This window comes from Pseudomonas auratipiscis, assembly GCF_036324085.1.
Classification (GTDB): domain Bacteria; phylum Pseudomonadota; class Gammaproteobacteria; order Pseudomonadales; family Pseudomonadaceae; genus Aquipseudomonas; species Aquipseudomonas auratipiscis.
Window position 1 is genome coordinate 67,712 of the sequence record NZ_JAZDCU010000002.1, and the last position, 20,300, is coordinate 88,011.

General features: G+C 60.0%; 20 protein-coding genes. 13 read left to right on the forward strand and 7 right to left on the reverse strand.

Annotation, left to right across the window (positions count from 1 at the left end):
* Position 1: 1 nt before the first annotated feature.
* Together V0R60_RS02720 and pilM are read right to left on the reverse strand one after the other, a co-directional pair.
* Positions 2-529: a PilN domain-containing protein gene (locus V0R60_RS02720; protein WP_330078907.1), complete on the reverse strand. Its 528-nt coding sequence runs from the start codon at positions 527-529 to the stop codon at positions 2-4.
* A complete protein-coding gene (gene pilM, locus V0R60_RS02725) occupies positions 517-1,455 on the reverse strand; it encodes a type IV pilus biogenesis protein PilM (protein WP_330078906.1) in 939 nt (312 codons plus the stop codon). The genes V0R60_RS02720 and pilM overlap by 13 nt, the downstream gene beginning before the upstream one ends.
* 177 nt (positions 1,456-1,632) lie before the next feature.
* Here pilM and V0R60_RS02730 point away from each other — a divergent pair, with 177 nt between their 5' ends.
* Entirely contained in the window at positions 1,633-4,080 is a 2,448-nt protein-coding gene (locus tag V0R60_RS02730) for a penicillin-binding protein 1A (protein WP_371922340.1), read from the forward strand.
* 147 nt (positions 4,081-4,227) lie between these two features.
* Here the strand turns inward: V0R60_RS02730 and V0R60_RS02735 are convergent, their stop codons facing one another.
* The 3 genes from V0R60_RS02735 to rpmE all read right to left on the reverse strand — a co-directional run bounded on the left by V0R60_RS02735 (position 4,228) and on the right by rpmE (position 6,711).
* Complete coding sequence (locus V0R60_RS02735; RefSeq protein WP_136478586.1) at positions 4,228-5,496, reverse strand: malic enzyme-like NAD(P)-binding protein; 1,269 nt, start codon at positions 5,494-5,496, stop codon at positions 4,228-4,230.
* A 178-nt stretch (positions 5,497-5,674) separates the two neighbouring features.
* Positions 5,675-6,496 carry a thermonuclease family protein gene (locus V0R60_RS02740; RefSeq protein ID WP_330078905.1) on the reverse strand — a complete coding sequence of 274 codons (822 nt, stop codon included), beginning with the start codon at positions 6,494-6,496 and terminating at the stop codon, positions 5,675-5,677.
* Between the two features lie 2 nt (positions 6,497-6,498).
* Positions 6,499-6,711 (reverse strand): 50S ribosomal protein L31, encoded by a 213-nt coding sequence (rpmE, locus tag V0R60_RS02745; protein ID WP_107024884.1) that lies wholly within the window; start codon positions 6,709-6,711, stop codon positions 6,499-6,501.
* Between the two features lie 166 nt (positions 6,712-6,877).
* On the opposite strand from rpmE, the gene V0R60_RS02750 reads away from it, so the two are divergent.
* From V0R60_RS02750 to V0R60_RS02760, 3 genes are all read left to right on the forward strand, one after another.
* Positions 6,878-9,097, forward strand: a complete 2,220-nt coding sequence (locus V0R60_RS02750; protein ID WP_330078904.1) for a primosomal protein N' — start codon at positions 6,878-6,880, stop codon at positions 9,095-9,097.
* Between the two features lie 137 nt (positions 9,098-9,234).
* Positions 9,235-10,971, forward strand: a complete 1,737-nt coding sequence (gene argS, locus V0R60_RS02755; protein WP_136478589.1) for an arginine--tRNA ligase — start codon at positions 9,235-9,237, stop codon at positions 10,969-10,971.
* 1 nt (position 10,972) lies between these two features.
* Positions 10,973-11,662, forward strand: a complete 690-nt coding sequence (locus V0R60_RS02760; RefSeq protein ID WP_136478590.1) for an SPOR domain-containing protein — start codon at positions 10,973-10,975, stop codon at positions 11,660-11,662.
* Positions 11,663-11,704: 42 nt separating this feature from the next.
* Here the strand turns inward: V0R60_RS02760 and V0R60_RS02765 are convergent, their stop codons facing one another.
* Positions 11,705-12,124, reverse strand: a complete 420-nt coding sequence (locus V0R60_RS02765) for a TM2 domain-containing protein (RefSeq protein ID WP_136478591.1) — start codon at positions 12,122-12,124, stop codon at positions 11,705-11,707.
* 155 nt (positions 12,125-12,279) lie between these two features.
* On the opposite strand from V0R60_RS02765, the gene V0R60_RS02770 reads away from it, so the two are divergent.
* A complete protein-coding gene (locus V0R60_RS02770; protein WP_136478592.1) occupies positions 12,280-12,900 on the forward strand; it encodes a C40 family peptidase in 621 nt (206 codons plus the stop codon).
* Here the strand turns inward: V0R60_RS02770 and V0R60_RS02775 are convergent.
* Positions 12,897-13,925 carry a type IV pilus twitching motility protein PilT gene (locus tag V0R60_RS02775; RefSeq protein ID WP_330078903.1) on the reverse strand — a complete coding sequence of 343 codons (1,029 nt, stop codon included), beginning with the start codon at positions 13,923-13,925 and terminating at the stop codon, positions 12,897-12,899. The genes V0R60_RS02770 and V0R60_RS02775 overlap by 4 nt on opposite strands.
* 66 nt (positions 13,926-13,991) lie before the next feature.
* Here V0R60_RS02775 and V0R60_RS02780 point away from each other — a divergent pair, with 66 nt between their 5' ends.
* The 8 genes from V0R60_RS02780 (at position 13,992) to hemW (ending at position 20,295) form a co-directional block, all read left to right on the forward strand.
* Positions 13,992-14,678, forward strand: a complete 687-nt coding sequence (locus V0R60_RS02780) for a YggS family pyridoxal phosphate-dependent enzyme (protein ID WP_136478594.1) — start codon at positions 13,992-13,994, stop codon at positions 14,676-14,678.
* 37 nt (positions 14,679-14,715) lie between these two features.
* Positions 14,716-15,534 (forward strand): pyrroline-5-carboxylate reductase, encoded by an 819-nt coding sequence (gene proC / locus V0R60_RS02785; RefSeq protein ID WP_136478595.1) that lies wholly within the window; start codon positions 14,716-14,718, stop codon positions 15,532-15,534.
* 10 nt (positions 15,535-15,544) lie between these two features.
* Positions 15,545-16,135: a YggT family protein gene (locus V0R60_RS02790; RefSeq protein WP_136478596.1), complete on the forward strand. Its 591-nt coding sequence runs from the start codon at positions 15,545-15,547 to the stop codon at positions 16,133-16,135.
* A 129-nt stretch (positions 16,136-16,264) separates the two neighbouring features.
* The gene (gene metX / locus V0R60_RS02795; RefSeq protein WP_136478597.1) at positions 16,265-17,404 is read left to right on the forward strand and encodes a homoserine O-succinyltransferase MetX; all 1,140 of its coding nucleotides are present in this window, start codon (positions 16,265-16,267) and stop codon (positions 17,402-17,404) included.
* A gap of 7 nt (positions 17,405-17,411) precedes the next feature.
* Positions 17,412-18,032: a methionine biosynthesis protein MetW gene (metW, locus tag V0R60_RS02800; RefSeq protein WP_136478598.1), complete on the forward strand. Its 621-nt coding sequence runs from the start codon at positions 17,412-17,414 to the stop codon at positions 18,030-18,032.
* 24 nt (positions 18,033-18,056) lie between these two features.
* Positions 18,057-18,491: a DUF4426 domain-containing protein gene (locus tag V0R60_RS02805; RefSeq protein ID WP_136478599.1), complete on the forward strand. Its 435-nt coding sequence runs from the start codon at positions 18,057-18,059 to the stop codon at positions 18,489-18,491.
* Positions 18,488-19,084, forward strand: coding sequence for an RdgB/HAM1 family non-canonical purine NTP pyrophosphatase (gene rdgB, locus V0R60_RS02810; protein WP_330078902.1), 597 nt, complete (start codon positions 18,488-18,490; stop codon positions 19,082-19,084). Before V0R60_RS02805 ends, rdgB begins: the two co-directional genes overlap by 4 nt.
* Positions 19,081-20,295, forward strand: coding sequence for a radical SAM family heme chaperone HemW (gene hemW, locus V0R60_RS02815; RefSeq protein WP_330078901.1), 1,215 nt, complete (start codon positions 19,081-19,083; stop codon positions 20,293-20,295). The genes rdgB and hemW overlap by 4 nt, the downstream gene beginning before the upstream one ends.
* Positions 20,296-20,300: the final 5 nt, after the last annotated feature.

The window sequence follows — 20,300 nt, forward strand, 5'->3', positions numbered from 1 at the left end:
CTCAAGGCTTGGCCCCCAGTGCGACGCTCACGTCGAATGCTTCGCCCTCATTGACCGCCTTGACCTGATGTACATGAGTGCCCCCGAAAACGTCGGACAAGTTGCGCAACAGCTGTGCAACCAATGACGCCGATTGTGCGACCCCGAGAATCTGCAAGCGCGAACCTTCTCGGGTCACCGTAGTGAGCCGAACGCCGAGTGGAACCGCATGCTCAAGCTGCTGAAAAAGATCGACCAGGAGCAAGCGCTGCTCGTGCAGGGCGTCCAGCACTTCTCGGCGACGATGAACCTGCGCATGCATATCCTCGTACCGTGCCACCTGTAGCAGCTGGCTATCGAAATGCTCAATGTCTTGGCGAATTGAAGCCTGCTCGAGCGCTTGGCCTTGCCGCTCGCGTCGCCCCAGGTAGTCCATCATCCAGGTTGCCAGTACTGCCGTCAGCCCCACGCCTAGCAGCAGTGCTTGCAGGCGTCGAATTGCAGCCTGACGTCGCTGCTCGCGCCAAGGCAGCAGGTTCAATTCAAGCATCGATCCCCCTCACGCATGGCCAGGCCGCAAGCAACTGCCAGGTATTTGGCCTGATCCCTGGAGGGCAGCGTATCCAGTCCGGGGGCTGGGACCACGGACTGGAAGGGGTCTGCATGCCGCACCTCGATGCCAAGACGCTGCTCGAGCTGCTCGGCGAAGCTCTGATCGCGTGCGCCACCGCCGGTAAGAAATACCTGCGCAGGGAGCGCCCTGTCGGGGCGGGACAGTAAGTAGTTATCCACAGCTGCGACCACCACCGGCACAGATCCCTGGCACTCATACAGAGGCACTTCCCGGCGCTGCGCTACAGGCCCTGCCGCACACTCGTGAATCACCAGGGCACCGACCTCCAGCTGTAGCAGTAGGGCATCCTGCATCCCGCCCACCTGCACTGCGCGGCGCAAGGCATGAGCGTCAGGCTCTACGGCACAAATAAACAGGTCAGCACATTCGGCGCTGGCCTGTAGTGCATCCAGCAAGGCCAGATGGCAAACGGCAACAACTACTTGCTGGTGCAGCGGGTTGCCTGGGTACGGTCCGACAGACTGGAAGTCGATTGCCGCCTCCTCGAGGGCAAAAGGAACAAACTCGCCGACGTCACTGGATAGGCGCTCATCCATAAGGTGATCTTCAAGGTCGGCAGGCAGTGAAAGGACTTTCTCGATGACCAGCCCACCAGGTAGCGCCACCGCTCCACGCCGGCCTTGTCCGGCGCAACGCAAGACGGCCTCACGCAACACCACACCGACCTGTTCTGGCTCAGTAATCCAGCCCTGGTGCATTACACCTGTCGGCAAGGGTTCGAGTGCCCAGCCCTGAAGGTGATAAAGACCTCGGCGCCGGCACAACCGCACCAGCCTGATGAACGGAGGGGTAATTTCTACGCCCAAAAGTGAACTGGCATCCCTGCCCATGCGTCCAAGCATCGGTTTTCCCCTGATCTGGACAGGCGTATTGAGGTCAGCCCTCAACAACCTGCTGCCTTCCTGACGGTCGCACCAATAACGCGCCCGCGTGAAAAATGCTTATAATGCCCAGCGTTTTTCCTTGTCCGCTGGCCCTGCGCGCAACCCACTCTTTTATCTGGACGCCCAAAAGCCTTGATACGCCTGCTGAAGTTCTTCTGGTGGTCTTTCGTCGCAGTCATTTGCGCCATCGTGCTCGGTCTGAGCGGCGCGTTTCTGTATCTTAGCCCCAGCTTGCCCTCGGTAGAGGCCCTCAGAAGCATCCAGTTGCAGATCCCTTTACGGGTCTACAGCAGTGACGGAAAACTCATCGCCGAGTTCGGCGAGATGCGTCGCTCCCCCATCCGTTTCGCCGACATTCCGCCCCATTTCATCCAGGCTTTGCTCTCGGCAGAAGACGACAATTTCGCCAATCACTACGGGGTCGACCCGGCTAGTTTGATGCGTGCTGCAACACAATTGCTGAAGTCCGGGCACATTCAAACCGGCGGCAGCACTATCACCATGCAGGTGGCAAAGAACTTCTTCCTCAGCAGTGAGCGCAGCTTCTCGCGCAAGACCACCGAAATTCTCCTGGCCTTGCAGATCGAACGCGAGCTGACCAAGGACGAGATTCTCGAGCTGTACGTCAACAAGATTTACCTGGGTAACCGCGCTTACGGCATCGAAGCCGCAGCACAGGTTTACTATGGCAAATCGATCCGCGACATCAGTTTGGCGCAGATGGCGATGATCGCCGGCCTGCCGAAGGCACCGTCGCGCTTCAACCCGCTTGCCAACCCGGTCCGCGCCAAAGAGCGTCGCGACTGGATTCTTGGGCGCATGTACAAACTCGGCAAAATCGACCAGGCCGCCTATCAAGCCGCGCTGGCCGAGCCAATCAACGCCAGCTACCACGTACCAACGCCTGAAGTCAGCGCCCCTTACATCGCCGAAATGGCGCGGGCGGAGATGGTCGGCCGTTATGGTAGCGATGCCTACACCGAAGGCTTCCGGGTTACCACCACCGTACCGAGCGACCTGCAGGAAATCGCCAACAAGGCGGTTCTCGACGGCCTCAGTGCCTATGACGAGCGCCATGGCTATCGCGGTCCCGAAGCCCGCTTTGCGGGCAAGTCCCATGTTGATTGGCTTCAGGAGCTGAGTAAACAGCGCCCATTGGGTGGCCTGGAGCCAGTCATTGTCACTCACGTCGATAAGACCGGCCTGCAGGTACTGACACGCAGTGACACAGTGGAAACTGTGGCCTGGGAAACCATGAAGTGGGCTCGCCCGTTCCTCAATACCAATAGCCAGGGTCGAGCGCCGCAACAGCCTGCCGATGTTGCTCAGGTCGGCGACCTGATCCGCGTCCAGCGCCTGGACGACGGCACGCTGAAGTTCAGCCAGGTACCCAATGCCCAAAGCGCGCTGGTTTCGCTGGACCCGAACACCGGTGCCATCCGTGCCTTGGTCGGCGGTTTCTCCTTCGAGCAGAGCAACTACAACCGCGCCATGCAGGCCAAGCGCCAACCCGGCTCGAGCTTCAAGCCCTTTGTCTACAGCGCAGCACTGGACAACGGCTACACAGCCGCCAGCCTGGTCAACGACGCGCCTATCGTGTTTGTCGACGAGTATCTGGATAAAGTCTGGCGACCAAAAAACGACACCAACACCTTCCTCGGTCCGATCCGCATGCGTGAAGCGCTGTACAAGTCGCGCAACCTGGTGTCGATCCGCCTGTTGCAAGCGATGGGGGTTGGTCGCACCATCGACTACATCAGCAAGTTCGGCTTCAACAAGCAGGACCTGCCACCCAACCTGTCTCTGGCCCTGGGTACCGCGACGCTGACGCCAATGGAAATTGCCACCGGCTGGAGCACCTTCGCCAACGGTGGCTACAAAATCACCCCGTACCTGATCGAACGCATCGAAAGCCGCAACGGTGAAACCCTGTTTACCGCCAACCCGCCACGGGTGCCGCAAGCCGATCAAGTCGCAGCAGGCATTGCTGCGCCAGAAGCCCCGATCAGCACCCAACTGCCCGGTGAGGCGGCTCCCGCACCTGCAGGCAATGAAGCGGCGGCAGACCAGCCTCCAGCCGTCGCTGAACGGATTGTCGATGGCCGCACCACCTACATCCTTACCAGCATGCTCCAGGATGTAATCAAGCGCGGTACCGGACGCCGCGCCCTGGCCTTGGGCCGCACGGACCTTGCGGGCAAGACCGGCACCACCAACGAGTCCAAGGATGCCTGGTTCTCCGGCTACAACGCCGACCTGGTAACCACAGTGTGGAGCGGCTTCGATCAACCTGAAACCTTGGGCCGCCGTGAGTATGGTGGCACCGTGGCGCTGCCAATCTGGATGAACTTCATGGGTGCCGCTCTCAAGGACAAACCCAACCACGCGCCGGCAGAGCCGGAGGGCATCCTCAGCCTGCGGATCGATCCTGTCAGTGGCCGAGCAGCGACACCTAGTACGCCCAATGCCTACTTTGAGTTGTTCAAGGCAGAAGACACCCCCCCATCGGTGAACGAGCTGGGCGGTTCGGCCCCAGGCAGCCCACTACCGGCTGATGAAGCGGCGCCGATAGACCTGTTCTAAGCGATCGCGGGGCAAACCCGCTCCCACCGGTCATGCATGGCCCAGCCTGGGGGCGGGCTTGCCCCGCGATGAGACGCACAGACAGCAGCCCAACAAAAAGCCCCGACTCTTGCGAGCCGGGGCTTTTTGCTACAACGCTACAACAGCTTAGCCGTTGAACACGTCATCCACGCTTTTCAGCGGGTAGTTGGCCGGATATGGCAGGGTCGCCACACCAGTCTCCAGCGCTGCCTTGGCTACGGCATCGGAAACGACGGTGATCAAACGTGCATCCATTGGCTTCGGAATGATGTACTCACGACCGAATTCCAGGGCATCAACGCCGTAGGCTGCACAAACTTCCTTTGGAACCGGCAGCTTGGCCAGGTCTTTCAGGGCGTTGGCCGCAGCGATTTTCATTTCTTCGTTGATGCGCTTGGCGCGAACATCCAAGGCGCCACGGAAGATGAACGGGAAGCCCAGTACGTTGTTGACCTGGTTCGGGTAGTCGGAACGACCCGTGGCCATGATCACGTCGCTACGGGTAGCGTGAGCCAACTCCGGCGAAATTTCCGGATCAGGGTTGGAGCAAGCGAAGACGATTGGGTTTGGCGCCATCGACTTCAGGCCTTCAGCGCTCAGCAGGTTCGGACCGGACAGGCCAACGAACACATCAGCGCCGTCCAGGGCATCAGCCAGGGTACGCTTGTCGGTAGCGTGAGCGAAGACCGCTTTGTACTGGTTCAGGTCGTCACGGCCAGCGTGGATCACGCCAGTACGGTCAACCATGAAGATGTTCTCGATCTGCGCACCCATGCTGACCAGCAGCTTCATGCAAGAGATGGCAGCAGCACCGGCGCCCAGGCAGACGATCTTGGCTTCAGCCAGAGTTTTGCCAGCGATTTCCAGGGCGTTGATCATACCCGCCGCGGTCACGATAGCGGTGCCGTGCTGGTCATCGTGGAACACCGGAATGTCGCACTGTTCGATCAGGGCGCGCTCGATTTCGAAGCACTCAGGTGCCTTGATATCTTCCAGATTGATGCCACCGAAGGTGATGGAGATGCGTTTTACGGTGTCGATGAAGGCTTGCGGGCTTTCGGAGTCGACTTCGATGTCGAATACGTCGATGCCAGCGAAACGCTTGAACAGAACACCCTTGCCTTCCATGACAGGCTTGGACGCCAGCGGGCCGAGGTTGCCCAGGCCAAGAATGGCGGTACCGTCGGAAATGACTGCTACCAGGTTACCCTTGCCGGTGTACTTGTAGGCCAGCTCCGGGTCGCGACCAATTTCGCGCACCGGCTCGGCCACGCCAGGGCTGTAGGCCAGCGCCAGGTCGCGAGCAGTCGCGGTAGGTTTGGTGAGCTCTACGCTCAGTTTCCCCGGACGAGGCTGAGCATGATATTCGAGAGCGGCAGTTTTCAGGTCTGACATGGTGGGCATTCCGCTATTTACTGTTCTGACGGACCGCCGAGGATACGCAAAGAGCCAAGGCCCGACAAGACTGGTCGGTCACTTGTGTCAAGGCCTTTAACCTACGACTTTCCGCCAAGAGCCGCGGCCCGCAAGGGTTTCGATGTGTACAATCGAAATAAAAAATGTAGACAATTTTTTATCTTTCGACCCTTTCCAGCATCGTTGGATCGGTCAATGGCAACATCCAGCGCCGCTGCCCGGGTTTCAAGCCACCTTTGCGGGAACGATCCAGCACCCAACCGCGAACTTCGACGGATCGCCCTTTTAGATCAGTCAGGAAGGACGGCGGGAAGTTACGCTGCAACCGCGAGGACACCTGCAGAACCAATGAATCGTCAATTTCGATCCAGATACCGCCGCGATTGCGCTCGATACTGCGTACCTTGCCGCTGATCAACGCAAAGCCCGACTTTCGGATCTGGCTCGACGGGGTCACCGGGGACTGGCGCCACAGGCCTTTTCCAGCCCGACGAGCAGCCTGCTCGGCCTGCTGCTGACACTCGCTCAACGAGACGTTGGGCGCGACCGCCACGCGATAGCCAAGGCCTTCACTGAGCAGTTGTGCCTCGAAATTGTCGCCAGAGTGGCCATAGACGTGCGCCAGCGTGCGACCGTATTTGTCGCGCGCCTCAGCGCCGGGAACCAGGCTCACCCGGTCGCCACTGGCCTCTACCAGCGCCCGCAGGCGTTGGCGTGCGGCCTCGGCAAAGGCCTCACTGGTTCGCCCCTTACGACCGATCTCCGGCGCATTGATACCAATCAGGCGCACGCTTCGACCATCTTTCAGACGCAAGGTATCGCCGTCGACTACCTGGCGCACGCTGACCCACTGCGGATCGACGGGCATCGGACAGAAGGCCAGCGCCGTCAGTTGCCAAGTTGCGCCCACAAAAAAGGCGCCCACAAGGGACGCCTTTTTCAGCAGCGATGCCAAGCCCAGCGGGCCAGCTACGCGCAATCTTACTTCTTGCCGAACGCAGCGAAGCGATCTTCGAAGCGCTTGACGCGACCGCCGGTGTCCAGAGTCTTCTGCTTACCGGTGTAGAACGGGTGGCACTCGTTGCATACGTCGGTACCCAGTGGAGCGCACAGGGTCGAACGAGTTTCGAACTTGTTACCGCAGCTGCAGGTGACTGCGACTACTTCGTAATTCGGGTGAATTTCTGGCTTCATGGTCACTTCCTCGACTGCGTGCCGCCACCCAACACCATTGTTGAATACCGCACGTAATTAGGCGGCGAATAATACCAGAGCATGCTGTCAACGCAAGTTGTCGCTTGCACCGGCTGTCGTCTGCTAGGCTCGCCAGGTCTTGGAACCCCTTCAGAGAACTCACTGCGTGTCCGACGTCATTCTGCGCCTCGCCCTACCCTCGCCGCTGCGGCGACTGTTCGACTACAGGGCCACGGCAAGCATGGCGCGCCACACGCTAACCCCTGGCATGCGTATTCGCGTGCCCTTCGGGCGCCGGGAAATGATCGGCATCCTGGTCGAAGTCACCGACAAGAGCGAAGTACCGGCCGACAAGCTGAAACCGGCAATCGCCCTGCTCGACCCGGTTTCGCCCCTGCCCCCGGCGCTGTTCAAACTGTGCCTGTGGACAGCCCAGTACTATCAACACAGCCTTGGCGACACCCTGAGCTGGGCCTTGCCCGTGCTACTGCGCCAGGGCGAACCCGCCGAAGCACGCCAGGAACGCTTCTGGCAGGTGGCCCCAGGGGCACGCCAGGATGACCCTCGTATCGCCCGCGCCCCTCGCCAGCGCGAAGCCCTGGCGACGCTGGCACAGCACCCTCACGGTGTCGCACACACGCTGTTGAGCAAACTGATGTTGAGCAAAGACAGCCTCGACCTGCTGCTAGCCAAAGAGCTGGTACAGGTTGAAGTACGCCGCCACTTGCCACAGGAGCGTCATGAGCACTGGCTGGCCCAGCCTGAGCTGCCACTGAACGACGAACAGCGCGCCGCCTTCAACGCCGTACGCTCGGGATTCGACAGTTTTCATGCCTTCCTGCTCGCCGGGGTTACCGGCAGCGGTAAGACCGAGGTGTACCTGCAACTGATACGCGAAACCCTGGAAGCCGGCAAACAAGCGCTGATTCTGATTCCGGAAATCAACCTCGGGCCACAGACCCTGGCGCGCTTCGAGCAGCGGTTCAACGCCCGCATCGCCCTCCTGCACTCCGCCGTCAATGACCGCGAACGCCTGGATGCCTGGCTTGCGGCCCGCGACGGCGAGGCCGATATCATCATCGGGACTCGTTCGGCCCTGTTCACTCCGATGAAACATCCCGGCCTGATCATCATCGACGAGGAGCACGACGGCTCCTATAAACAGCAAGAAGGTCTGCGCTACCACGCCCGCGACCTCGCCCTGGTGCGCGCGCGGCAGGAGAACATCCCGATCCTGCTCGGCTCGGCAACACCGTCACTGGAAAGCCTGCACAACGCGCACAGCGGGCGCTACGGCCTGCTGCGCCTCAATCAGCGCGCCGGCGGCGCCCAGCAACCGCGCTTCCTGCGCCTGGACGTCAAGAGCCGGCCGCTGGACAGCGGTATCAGCGGTCCGATGCAGCAGGCTATCGGCCAGACCCTGGCCGCCGGCCAACAGGTGTTGGTGTTCCTCAATCGCCGCGGTTTCGCGCCCACTTTGCTCTGCCACGATTGCGGCTGGATGTCCGAGTGCCCGCGCTGCGATGCGCGCATGACCGTTCACCAGCGCTCCAATGAATTGCGCTGCCATCACTGTGGCTACGATGAGCGAGTGCCGCGCCAGTGCCCTCAGTGCAACAAGGTTGACCTGCGCCCCGTTGGTGCGGGCACCGAGCGAGCGGAAGAGCGCCTGAGCATTCTGTTCCCTGACTTCCCGGTTTTGCGCGTGGACCGCGACAGCACCTCGCGCAAGGACGCCATGAACCAGCTGTTCGCCACGATCCAGCGCGGCCAGCCGTGTATCCTGGTCGGCACCCAGATGCTCGCCAAAGGGCACCACTTCCCGCGCGTAACCCTGGTGGCAATTCTCGACGCAGACGGCGGGTTGTTCTCCGGAGACTTTCGCGCCAGCGAGCGTATGGCCCAACTGATCGTCCAGGTCGCAGGGCGTGCAGGACGCGCTGAGGAGCCCGGCAAGGTCATCATTCAGACACACCTGGCTGACCACCCGCTATTAGTACAACTGACCGAACAAGGTTATTTCGCCTTTGCCGAACAAGCCTTGAGCGAGCGGCGTGCTGCTGGCCTGCCACCGTTTGCCCACCTGGCGCTGCTGCGAGCTGAAGCGCACAAGCCAGGGCAGGCCGAAGGGTTTCTCGACGAAGCATGCAGCGCTGCAGAACAGCTGCTGATCGAACACAACCTTCAAGGTATCGAGCTGCTTGGCCCGGTACCTGCGCCGATGGAACGACGCGCGGGCCGTTTTCGAGCACAACTATTGCTCCAGGCCAATGCACGTGCGCCTTTGCATCGACTGATCAGCGCCTGGTTGCTACTGTTGGAACAGATGCCGTCCGGGCGCCAAGTGCGCTGGTCTTTGGATGTTGACCCTGTAGATCTGTACTGACCAGGGTCGCAGTGGGAGCGGGCTAGCCGCACGATACACCCTCAAAGGTTGGCAACCACGCTCCGGCAACGGATAATGTCCAGTTTTTCCACCTGCGCATCGAAGCGCCGCCGCGCTTGCGGTCGAAAGAGAAGCCCATGAAAGACACCATTCGCCAGCTAATCCAGCAAGCCCTCACCCAACTCGTCACCGACGGTGTGTTGCCTGAAGGGCTGACGCCGGCGATCCAGGTGGAAAACGCCAGGGACAAAACGCACGGTGACTTCGCCAGCAACATCGCGATGATGCTGGCCAAGCCTGCCGGCATGAAGCCACGTGACTTGGCAGAAAAACTCATTGCCGCACTGCCTGCCGACGAGCAGATCAGCAAGGTCGAGATTGCCGGCCCTGGCTTTCTGAACTTCTTCCAGAACACCCAGGCCCTGGCTGCCCGCCTTGATGCCGCACTCGCCGACAGCAAACTCGGCGTGCGCAAAGCCGGCCCTCAACAGAAGGTTGTGGTTGACCTGTCGGCACCGAACCTCGCCAAAGAGATGCACGTCGGCCACTTGCGTTCGACCATCATCGGCGACGCCGTGTCGCGCGTACTGGAATTTCTGGGCGACACAGTGATTCGTCAGAACCACGTGGGCGACTGGGGCACCCAGTTCGGCATGTTGATGGCCTACCTTCAGGAAAACCCGATCACCAGCGACGAGCTGTCGGACCTGGAAAACTTCTACCGCGCAGCGAAAAAACGTTTCGACGAATCCGAAGAGTTCGCCGACCGTGCCCGTGGCCTGGTGGTCAAACTGCAAGCGGGTGACGAGGAGTGCCTGAAGCTGTGGACCCGCTTCAAGGACATCTCGCTGTCGCACTGCCAGAAAACCTACGAACTGCTCAACGTCAAGCTGACCATGGCCGACGTCATGGGCGAAAGCGCCTATAACGACGACCTGGCCAATGTCGTCAACGACCTCAAGGCCAAAGGCCTGCTGGTCGAGAGCAAGGGTGCCCAGTGCGTGTTCCTTGAGGAGTTCAAGACCGCCGAGGGCGAACCACTGCCAGTGATCGTACAGAAAGCCGATGGCGGCTACCTGTATGCCACCACCGACCTGGCTGCCGTGCGCTATCGCAGCAACGTACTCAAGGCCGACCGCGCCCTGTACTTTGTCGACCAGCGCCAGGCCCTACACTTCAACCAGGTGTTTGAAGTAGCTCGCCTGGCCGGCTTCGTCGGCCACCCGATGCAAATGGAGCACATGGGCTTCGGCACCATGAACGGCGCTGATGGTCGTCCGTTCAAGACCCGCGACGGCGGCACGGTAAAACTTATCGATCTGCTCACCGAAGCCAAAGAGCGTGCCTACGCCCTGGTCAAGGAGAAGAACCCCGAGCTGCCCGAGGCTGAACTGCGCGCTATCGGTCAAGTGGTGGGCATTGACGCGGTGAAGTACGCCGACCTGTCCAAGCACCGCACCAGCGACTACAGCTTCAACTTCGAGTTGATGCTCAATTTCGAGGGCAACACTGCGCCATACCTGCTGTATGCCTACACGCGCGTCGCCGGCGTATTCCGCAAGCTGAATAAAAGCTTCGATGAGGCAGACGGGCAGATCGTCCTGCAGGCAGCCCAGGAACAAGACCTTGCCGCGCGCCTGGCTCAGTTCGGCGAAATCCTGAACAACGTCGCCGAAAAAGGCACCCCACACGTACTCTGTGCCTATCTGTACGACGTGGCCGGCCTGTTCTCCAGCTTCTACGAGAACTGCCCGATCCTCGCTGCCGAGACACCTGAACAACAGCAGAGCCGCCTGCGCCTGGCTGCCCTGACTGGCCGCACCCTCAAGCAAGGTCTGGAGCTGCTCGGCCTGGAAACCCTGGAGCGTATGTAAGTTGGCTGCCAAGAAAAAACCTGCACCAAAGCGCGGCGCCAGCCGCAACCAGGCACCTGCCAAACAGCCGATTCCGGGCTGGTTGTGGCTGGCAATTGGCCTGACGGTTGGCGCCTTCATCGTTTTTCTGATGAAGCTTGAGCCAGGCAACGAAGAGGTGAAGCGGACCAAGCCTGAACAGCAAAAAGCCGAAAGAGCCGCCGAAGCCAACAAGACAGCGCCGAGCCCACAACAACCGGTAAAGCCCAAGTACGACTTCTACACCTTGCTGCCCGAGTCGGAAGTGATCGTGCCGCCTGAAGCGGTTCCGGAGAAAACCCCGCCGGTGCCTGCGCAACCTCCGGTAACCCCGGCGGAAGCGGCGAAGATCGATACGGCGCGCGCACAGGCGGCGCTGATGGGACAAACGCCACCGCCCGCGCCACCAGTGATCAAGCCTGCAGCAACGACCCAGTTCTTTCTTCAAGCCGGGTCGTTCCGCAAACAGGCGGATGCCGACAAGGTTCGGGCGCAGATCATTCTGCTCGGCCAGGCGGTCAAGGTGGAGTCCGGTACCGTCAAGGAAGAAACGTGGTACCGAGTGCTGGTCGGACCGTTCAGCAACCGCGAACAACTGACCGTAGCCCAGAAGCAACTGGCCGGCAGCGGCTTCAGCAACTTGCTCTTGCAGCAACGCCAGACCCGCCAGTGAGTCCCGCCAGCGGCCTTGTCGACACCGACAAGGCCGCTACTTTCAACGCCGCTGAGCGTTGGCCAGCGATACCTGGGTGTTCAACGTCCAGAAATCATACAAGACCCCCACCAGGAAAAGCCCACCGGTGAACAGGTAGATGATGCCGGTGATCCACTTGCCCTGATACATGCGGTGCACGCCGAATACACCCAGGAAAGTCAGCAGAATCCAGCTCAGGCTGTAGTCCAGAGGACCGGCGTGAAAGCGCAGATCCGCCTCGCGATCCATCGCCGGGATCAGGAACAGGTCGATCAACCAGCCAATGCCCAGCAAGCCCAGGGTAAAGAACCAAATAGTACCGGTAACCGGCTTGCCGTAATAAAAACGGTGGGCACCGGTGAATCCGAAAATCCACAACAGGTAACCGATAACCTTGCTGTGAGTGTCGTGCAACTGCCCGTCCTGCTGATAACTGTTCATTTCTAGCCTCAGTGAGTTATCGATAAATTTTCTAAGAAAAAATGTGACTTTTTCGTTTCAGGGCGACGTATGGCACTGCGCCAATCGACCAACGGATCAGAAATTGATCAAAAAGCTGTTATAAAGTTGCGCGCTAACCAACAAGAGCCCTGCCCATGCGTCCTTTTTTCAAGACATGGCTGACCCTTTGCCTATTATTGCCACTGGCAGCCCACGCCACCAACCGTGAGCAACGTTTACCCAACGGCTTTTCCGGGTACTCCTCAAATTCCGCCGCCGAGCGTTCCACCAAGAACGTCAGCAGCAAGGTGCACCACAGCACCCGCTCCAGCAAGCCAAGCCTGCCGGTCGCATCAATGTCGCCGCAACAGAGCAGCGATGTGCTCAGCCGCGCCGTCAATGTACTGGGCACTCCTTATCGTTGGGGCGGCAGCAGCCCAAGTAAAGGCTTCGATTGCAGCGGCCTGGTCAAGTACGCCTTCCACGAGATCGATGAAGTCGACCTGCCCCGCACCTCCAACGCCATGGCTCAGGGCCACGGCGTGAAAGTCGATCGCAATGACCTCAAGCCAGGCGACCTGATTTTCTTCAATATCAAGAGCCGGCGGGTCAATCATGTTGCCATTTACCTGGGCAACGACCGCTTCATCCATGCCCCACGCACAGGCAAGCGGGTGAGCATCGACACACTTAACAAGCCTTACTGGCGCAGCCGTTATGTAGTTGCCAAGCGTGTTTTGCCGAAAAGTCAGCAGTTGGCCCTGGCCAAGCGCTAGAACCATTGGTGCGCCCCCGCGCGGGCGCTCTGAACACTGATCAAGCCACGCGCAAGCAGACCTTCGAGGCTACTGTCCAGGGTCTGCATACCCAACGCCCCGCCCATTTGCATCGTTGAATACAACTGCGCCACCTTGCCCTCGCGCACCAGGTTGCGCACTGCGGGGGTAGCCAGCAACACCTCATGGGCGGCTACCCGTCCGCCCCCCACCTTTTCCACCAGCACCTGTGACACCACAGCCTGCAGCGCTTGCGCCAACATCACCCGCACCAATTGCTTTTCATCCGCCGCAAAGACGTCTACCAGTCGATCAATGGTTCTCGCCGCAGAGCCTGCATGCACCGTAGCCAGGACCAGATGCCCGGTTTCTGCAGCGCTCAGGGCCAGGCGTATGGTCTGCGCATCACGTAGCTCACCGAGCATTACCACATCCGGATCCTGGCGCAGGGCGGCACGAAAGGCTTGTTCAAAGCCAAGGCTGTGCCTGCCAATCTCACGCTGGCTGATCAGGCTGCATCGAGGGCTGTGAACAAATTCGATAGGGTCTTCAAGGGTAATGATGTGCAGTTGCCGCTGACAATTGAGGTGATCCACCAAGGCGGCCAAGGTGGTCGACTTCCCCGACCCAGTAGGGCCAGTGACCAGCACCAATCCTGCAGGCAGTTCGGCAATCTGCTGAAAGACACTGCCCAAGCCCAGGTCAGCGAGACTGCTCACCGCACTCGGAATCACCCTAAGTACTGCTGCGGGCCCTCTGCTCTGCGTAAAGGCATTGACGCGAAAACGCGCCAGGCCGGGTACAGCGACCGAGAAATCGATATCCAGAAGTGTTTCGAAATCCTTTTTCTGCGCGCTGGTCATCAACTGCGCCAGCATCTCGAGCATTTGTTCAGCGCTCAATACCGGCAGTTGCAGTCGACGGACTCGCCCATCCACACGAAGGGCCGGTACCTCTGCTGCCGACAGGTGAATATCCGAGGCTCCAGCCCTTGTCGCTACGGCCAACAGTTCAGTCACATCCATGAGACTCCCCAAAGGCTGCCAAGCAGGTAGAATGCCGCAGACCCAAAGAGCCGCTGGCATCTATCAATGTCCACCATAGCAGACAACCTTTCCACGCTCGCCGCACGCATCAGCGCTGCCGCCGAGGCCGCTGGACGCGCACCTTCCGACATCCGCCTGCTGGCGGTGAGCAAGACCAAACCCGCTGCCGCCGTGCGTGAAGCCTTTGCCGCCGGGGTTCGCGATGTCGGCGAGAACTACTTGCAGGAAGCCTTGAACAAACAAGGCGAATTGACCGACCTGCCCTTGACCTGGCACTTCATCGGCCCCATTCAGTCGAACAAGACTCGCGCAATCGCCGAGCATTTTGACTGGGTACATTCCGTGGACCGCTTGAAAATTGCTCAACGTCTGTCCGAGCAACGCCCAGATGGCCTAGCTCCGCTGAACATTTGTCTGCAAGTGAATGTCAGTGGCGAGGCCAGCAAATCCGGGTGCTCGCCAGAAGAACTACCTGCACTGGCCACCGCCATTGCCGCATTACCGCACCTGCAACTGCGCGGGCTGATGGCGATTCCCGAGCCCACCGACGATCGCGCAGCTCAGGAAGCGGCATTTGCACGTGTTCGCGAGCTACAAGACAGTCTCGGGCTGAATCTGGACACGCTCTCCATGGGTATGAGCCACGACCTGGAAGCGGCAATCGCTCAGGGCGCGACGTGGGTACGTATCGGCACCGCATTGTTCGGCGCCCGCGATTACGGCCAGCCCTGACCTATGCCTTTTCAACTTATTTCCTAAAGGACCTGACATGAGCAAGACTCGTATTGCCTTTATCGGCGCCGGCAACATGGCCGCCAGCCTGATCGGCGGCCTGCGCGCCCAGGGCCTGGACGCCTCGCAGATCCGCGCCAGTGACCCGGGTGCCGAGCAGCGGGCCAAAGTTAACGCCGAGCACGGCATCGAAATGTTCGCCGATAACGCCCAGGCCATTGAAGGGGCCGACGTGGTGGTGTTGGCCGTCAAGCCGCAGGCCATGAAAGCCGTCTGTGAAGCGCTCAAGCCCAACCTCAAGCCCGAACAACTGGTTGTGTCCATTGCCGCTGGAATCACCTGCGCCAGCATGAACAACTGGCTCGGCGCACAGCCAATCGTGCGCTGCATGCCCAACACGCCGGCGCTGCTACGCCAGGGTGTCAGTGGTCTGTACGCCACCCACGAAGTGACGGCGGCGCAACGCCAGCAAGCCGAACAACTGTTGTCGGCAGTGGGCATTGCCCTGTGGCTGGACACCGAGCAACAGCTTGACGCTGTCACCGCAGTTTCCGGCAGTGGTCCTGCGTATTTCTTCCTGCTGATCGAAGCTATGACTGCTGCTGGCGAAAAACTCGGATTGCCTCGCGAAACGGCAGCCAAGCTGACCCTGCAAACCGCTCTGGGCGCCGCACACATGGCCGTTAGCAGTGATGTCGACGCCGCCGAGTTGCGTCGTCGGGTAACGTCCCCTGCCGGCACCACTGAGGCGGCAATCAAGTCGTTCCAGGCCGATGGATTCGAAGCGCTGGTGGAAAAAGCGCTGGGCGCTGCCGCGCATCGCTCGGCCGAAATGGCCGAACAACTGGGCAACTAAGGAGCCGAATATGATCGGATTGAACAACGCTGCCATTTACGTCGTACAAACCCTGGGTAGCCTCTACCTGCTGATCATCATGCTGCGCTTCATTCTGCAGCTGGTTCGGGCTGACTTCTACAACCCACTGAGCCAATTTGCGGTGCGCGCCACCCAGCCGTTGCTCAAACCAATGCGCCGGATCATCCCGAGCCTCTTCGGCCTGGACATGTCATCGCTGTTGCTGGCAATCATTGTGCAAATGCTGGTCATGGGCCTGACCCTGTTGCTGGCCTATGGCACCACCGGCAATCCGCTGCAACTGCTGATCTGGTCGATCATTGGCGTTACGGCCCTGTTCTTGAAGATTTTCTTCTTCGCCCTGATCATCAGCGTGATTCTTTCCTGGGTCGCTCCCGGTAGCCACAACCCTGGCGCCGAACTGATCAATCAGATCTGCGATCCGTTCCTGGCTCCATTTCGCCGCCTGCTGCCGAACCTGGGTGGCCTGGACATCTCGCCAATCCTGGCGTTCATGGCGCTCAAGCTGATCGACATGCTGGTCATCAACAACCTCGCCGCCATGACCGGTATGCCGGAAATTCTGCGCCTGCTGGTTTGATTCAACGCTATCGCGGGGCAAGCCCTGTACCACAGGCTGGGAACGGCCGTGCCCCGTGATGCTTTCCTTCCTTGCCGCACACATCAGTGGTCTTTAGACTTACGCCTCATTTAAGCGTGAGCAGGGTCGATGTCCACTGTCTTTCCCGAAGATTCGGTCGGTCTGGTAACACCGCAACTGGCGCAGTTCAACGAGCCCTTGGCCTTGGCCTGTGGCCGCTCGCTGAACGCCTATGAACTGATCTACGAAACCTACGGCACACTCAACAGCTCGGCCAGCAACGCCGTGTTGATCTGCCATGCGTTGTCCGGTCACCACCACGCGGCGGGCTACCATAGCCCGGACGATCGCAAGCCGGGCTGGTGGGACAGTTGCATCGGTCCAGGCAAGCCGATCGATACCAACCGTTTTTTCGTGGTCAGCCTGAACAACCTGGGCGGCTGCAACGGCAGCACCGGCCCAAGCAGCATCAATCCGGCCACTGGCAAGCCTTATGGCGCCGATTTCCCGGTGCTGACGGTGCAAGACTGGGTTCACAGTCAGGCTCGCCTGGCCGACCGCCTGGGTATCACCCAGTGGGCAGCCGTGATCGGCGGCAGCCTGGGCGGCATGCAAGCCCTGCAGTGGACCATCACTTACCCTGATCGCGTACGTCACTGCCTGGACATCGCTTCGGCACCGAAGCTGTCGGCACAGAACATCGCCTTCAACGAGGTCGCCCGCCAGGCCATCCTTACCGACCCCGAGTTCCACGGTGGCTCGTTCCAGGATCAAGGCGTAATCCCCAAGCGCGGCTTGATGCTCGCACGCATGGTCGGGCACATCACGTACCTGTCCGATGACTCCATGGGTGAAAAATTCGGCCGTGAGCTCAAAAGCGACAAGCTCAACTACGACTTTCACAGTGTCGAATTCCAGGTCGAAAGCTACCTGCGTTATCAGGGTGAAGAGTTCTCTGGCCGCTTCGATGCCAACACTTATCTGCTGATGACCAAGGCGCTGGACTACTTCGACCCCGCCGCTGCCCATGGCGGCGACTTGGTGGCAGCCCTGGCCAACGTCACGGCGCAGTACTGTGTGATGTCCTTCACTACCGATTGGCGCTTCTCGCCTGCTCGTTCGCGGGAGATCGTCGACGCGCTGATCGCTGCACGCAAGAACGTCTGCTACCTGGATATCGACTCGCCCTATGGCCACGATGCCTTCCTGATCCCGACCCCGCGCTACATCACGGGATTCACGAACTACATGAACCGCATCGTCTGCTGAGGACCCTATGAGAGCCGACCTGGAAATCATCCAAGACTGGATCCCCGCCGGCAGCCGGGTACTCGACCTCGGTTGCGGTACTGGTGAACTGCTGGCTTCACTGCGTGACAACAAGCAGGTCAGCGGTTATGGCCTGGAAATCGACCCGGACAACATCGCTCAGTGTGTCGCCAAAGGCGTGAACGTCATTGAGCAGGACCTCGACAAAGGGCTGGGCAATTTTGCCAGCAACAGTTTCGATGTCGTGGTCATGACCCAGGCCCTGCAGGCTGTGGAGTACCCCGACCGGATCCTCGATGAAATGCTGCGCGTGGGTCGCCAGTGCATCATTACCTTTCCCAATTTCGGCCACTGGCGCTGCCGCTGGTACCTGGCGACCAAAGGTCGCATGCCGGTCTCGGACTTCATGCCGTATACCTGGTACAACACGCCGAACATCCACTTCTGCACCTTTGAAGATTTCGAGGCGCTGTGCAGCGAACGTCGCGCACAAGTTCTCGACCGGCTGGCCGTTGACCATTTGCACCGCCACGGGTGGGCAAGCAAGCTATGGCCTAATCTTCTAGGGGAGATCGGCATTTACCGTGTCAGCAGCCCCGGCCTTACCCAACATAAGGTCGCAGTTTAACCCGCACACTGGAGGAGAACGATCATGGGTCGCTTGTTGAGTTTTTTTCTGACTGCCTGCTTAAGTGTCACAGCAGTTGCTGCCGACGCCATCAAGGGCGAACGCCAGGAAGTCTTCGGAGACACCACGGTGCACTACAGCACCTTCATCTCGACCTTCCTGCAACCGGACATCGCCAAGGCTGCCGAACTGGTTCGTAGCAAAAACCAGGGCGTGATCAACGTTTCGGTGATCAAGGCCGGCAAACCCGTGGTTACCCAGGTCAGCGGCAGCGTCAAGGATCTCACCAGCAATTCGATCCCGCTGAAGTTCAAACAGATCAACGAACAAGGCGCGATCTATTACATCGCCCAATATCCTGTGCACCAACAGGAAACCCGTACTTTCACTATCAACGTTGATACTGGCGGCAAAACCGAAACCATCAGTTTCAACCAAGAGCTTTTCCCAGGCGAATGATGACTTTTCAACAAATCGTATTGGCCAGCCATAACGCCGGCAAACTCAAGGAACTGCAGGCCATGCTCGGTGATACCGTGCAACTGCGTTCAATTGGCGAATTCAGCAGCATCGAACCGGAAGAGACCGGCCTGTCGTTCGTTGAGAATGCCATCCTCAAGGCACGCAATGCAGCACGCATTTCGGGCATGCCGGCGCTGGCCGACGACTCCGGCCTGGCCGTCGACTTCCTTGGTGGCGCCCCTGGGATCTACTCGGCACGCTATGCCGACGGCAAGGGTGATGCAGCCAACAACGCCAAGCTCCTCGACGTTCTCAAGGATGTACCGCAAGAGCAACGCGGCGCCCAGTTCGTCTGTGTCCTGGCGCTGGTACGCCATGCCGACGATCCGCTGCCGATCCTCTGCGAAGGACTCTGGCACGGGCGCATCCTTACCGAAGCCAGCGGCGAGCACGGTTTTGGCTATGACCCGCTGTTCTGGGTACCGGAACGCGACTGTTCCAGCGCCGAACTGAGCCCCGCCGACAAGAACCAGATCAGCCACCGTGCCCGTGCCATGAGCCTGTTGCGTCAACGTCTGGGCCTGGCATGATCGATCATTCGCCGGCACAGCCACTGCATCTGGGCGAGGCTGGCTTTACGTCCCAAACACCACGGGCGGCACTTACACAACTGCCGCCCCTGGCGCTGTACATTCACATCCCCTGGTGCGTGCGTAAATGCCCGTACTGCGATTTCAACTCTCACGCCGCTACCCCCGAGCTACCGGAAGAGGCTTATGTCGATGCCTTGCTGGCCGACCTGGACCAGGAGCTGGGCGCAGTCTATGGGCGGTCGATCAGCTCGATCTTCTTCGGCGGCGGCACCCCGAGCCTGTTCAGTGCTCGCGCGCTGGGCCGTTTGCTGGCGGGGGTAGAGCAACGCATCCCATTTGCCAGCGATATCGAGATCACCTTGGAGGCCAACCCAGGAACCTTCGAGCAGGAAAAGTTCAAGGCCTACCGACAATTGGGCATCAATCGCCTGTCGATTGGTATCCAGAGCTTTCAACAGGCCAAGCTTGAAGCCCTGGGCCGCATCCACAACGGCGACGAAGCCATCCGCGCCGCCGATATGGCGCGCAATGCCGGCTTCGACAATTTCAACCTGGACTTGATGCACGGCCTGCCTGATCAGTCGCTGGACGACGCCTTGAATGACCTGCGCCAGGCTATCGCGCTGCAACCTACGCACCTGTCCTGGTACCAGCTGACTCTGGAGCCCAACACGGTGTTCTGGAACCAGCCACCCATGCTGCCAGAAGACGATATTCTCTGGGACATCCAGGAAGCCGGCCAAGCCCTGCTGGCCAGTCACGGCTATAACCAGTACGAAGTGTCGGCCTATGCCCAGACCGGCCGCGCCGCGCGCCACAACCTCAATTACTGGAGCTTTGGCGACTTCATCGGCATCGGCGCCGGCGCCCACGGCAAACTCAGCCATCCAGACGGACGCATTCTGCGCACCTGGAAGACCCGCCTGCCCAAGGACTACCTCAACCCGACCAAAGCCTTCAAGGCTGGCGAAAAGTTGCTGCCGATAGACGAGCTACCCTTCGAATTCCTGATGAACGCCCTGCGCCTGACCCAGGGGGTCGACGCCGAACTGTTCAGCCAACGCACTGGGCTGGCGCTGGAACAACTCACCGCTGCACGGCGCGAGGCCGAACAAAAAGGCCTTTTGCAGGTCGAAACGACGCGACTGGTCGCCACCCCTCGGGGCCAGTTGTTTCTCAATGACCTGCTGCAGTATTTCTTGACCTAAGGATT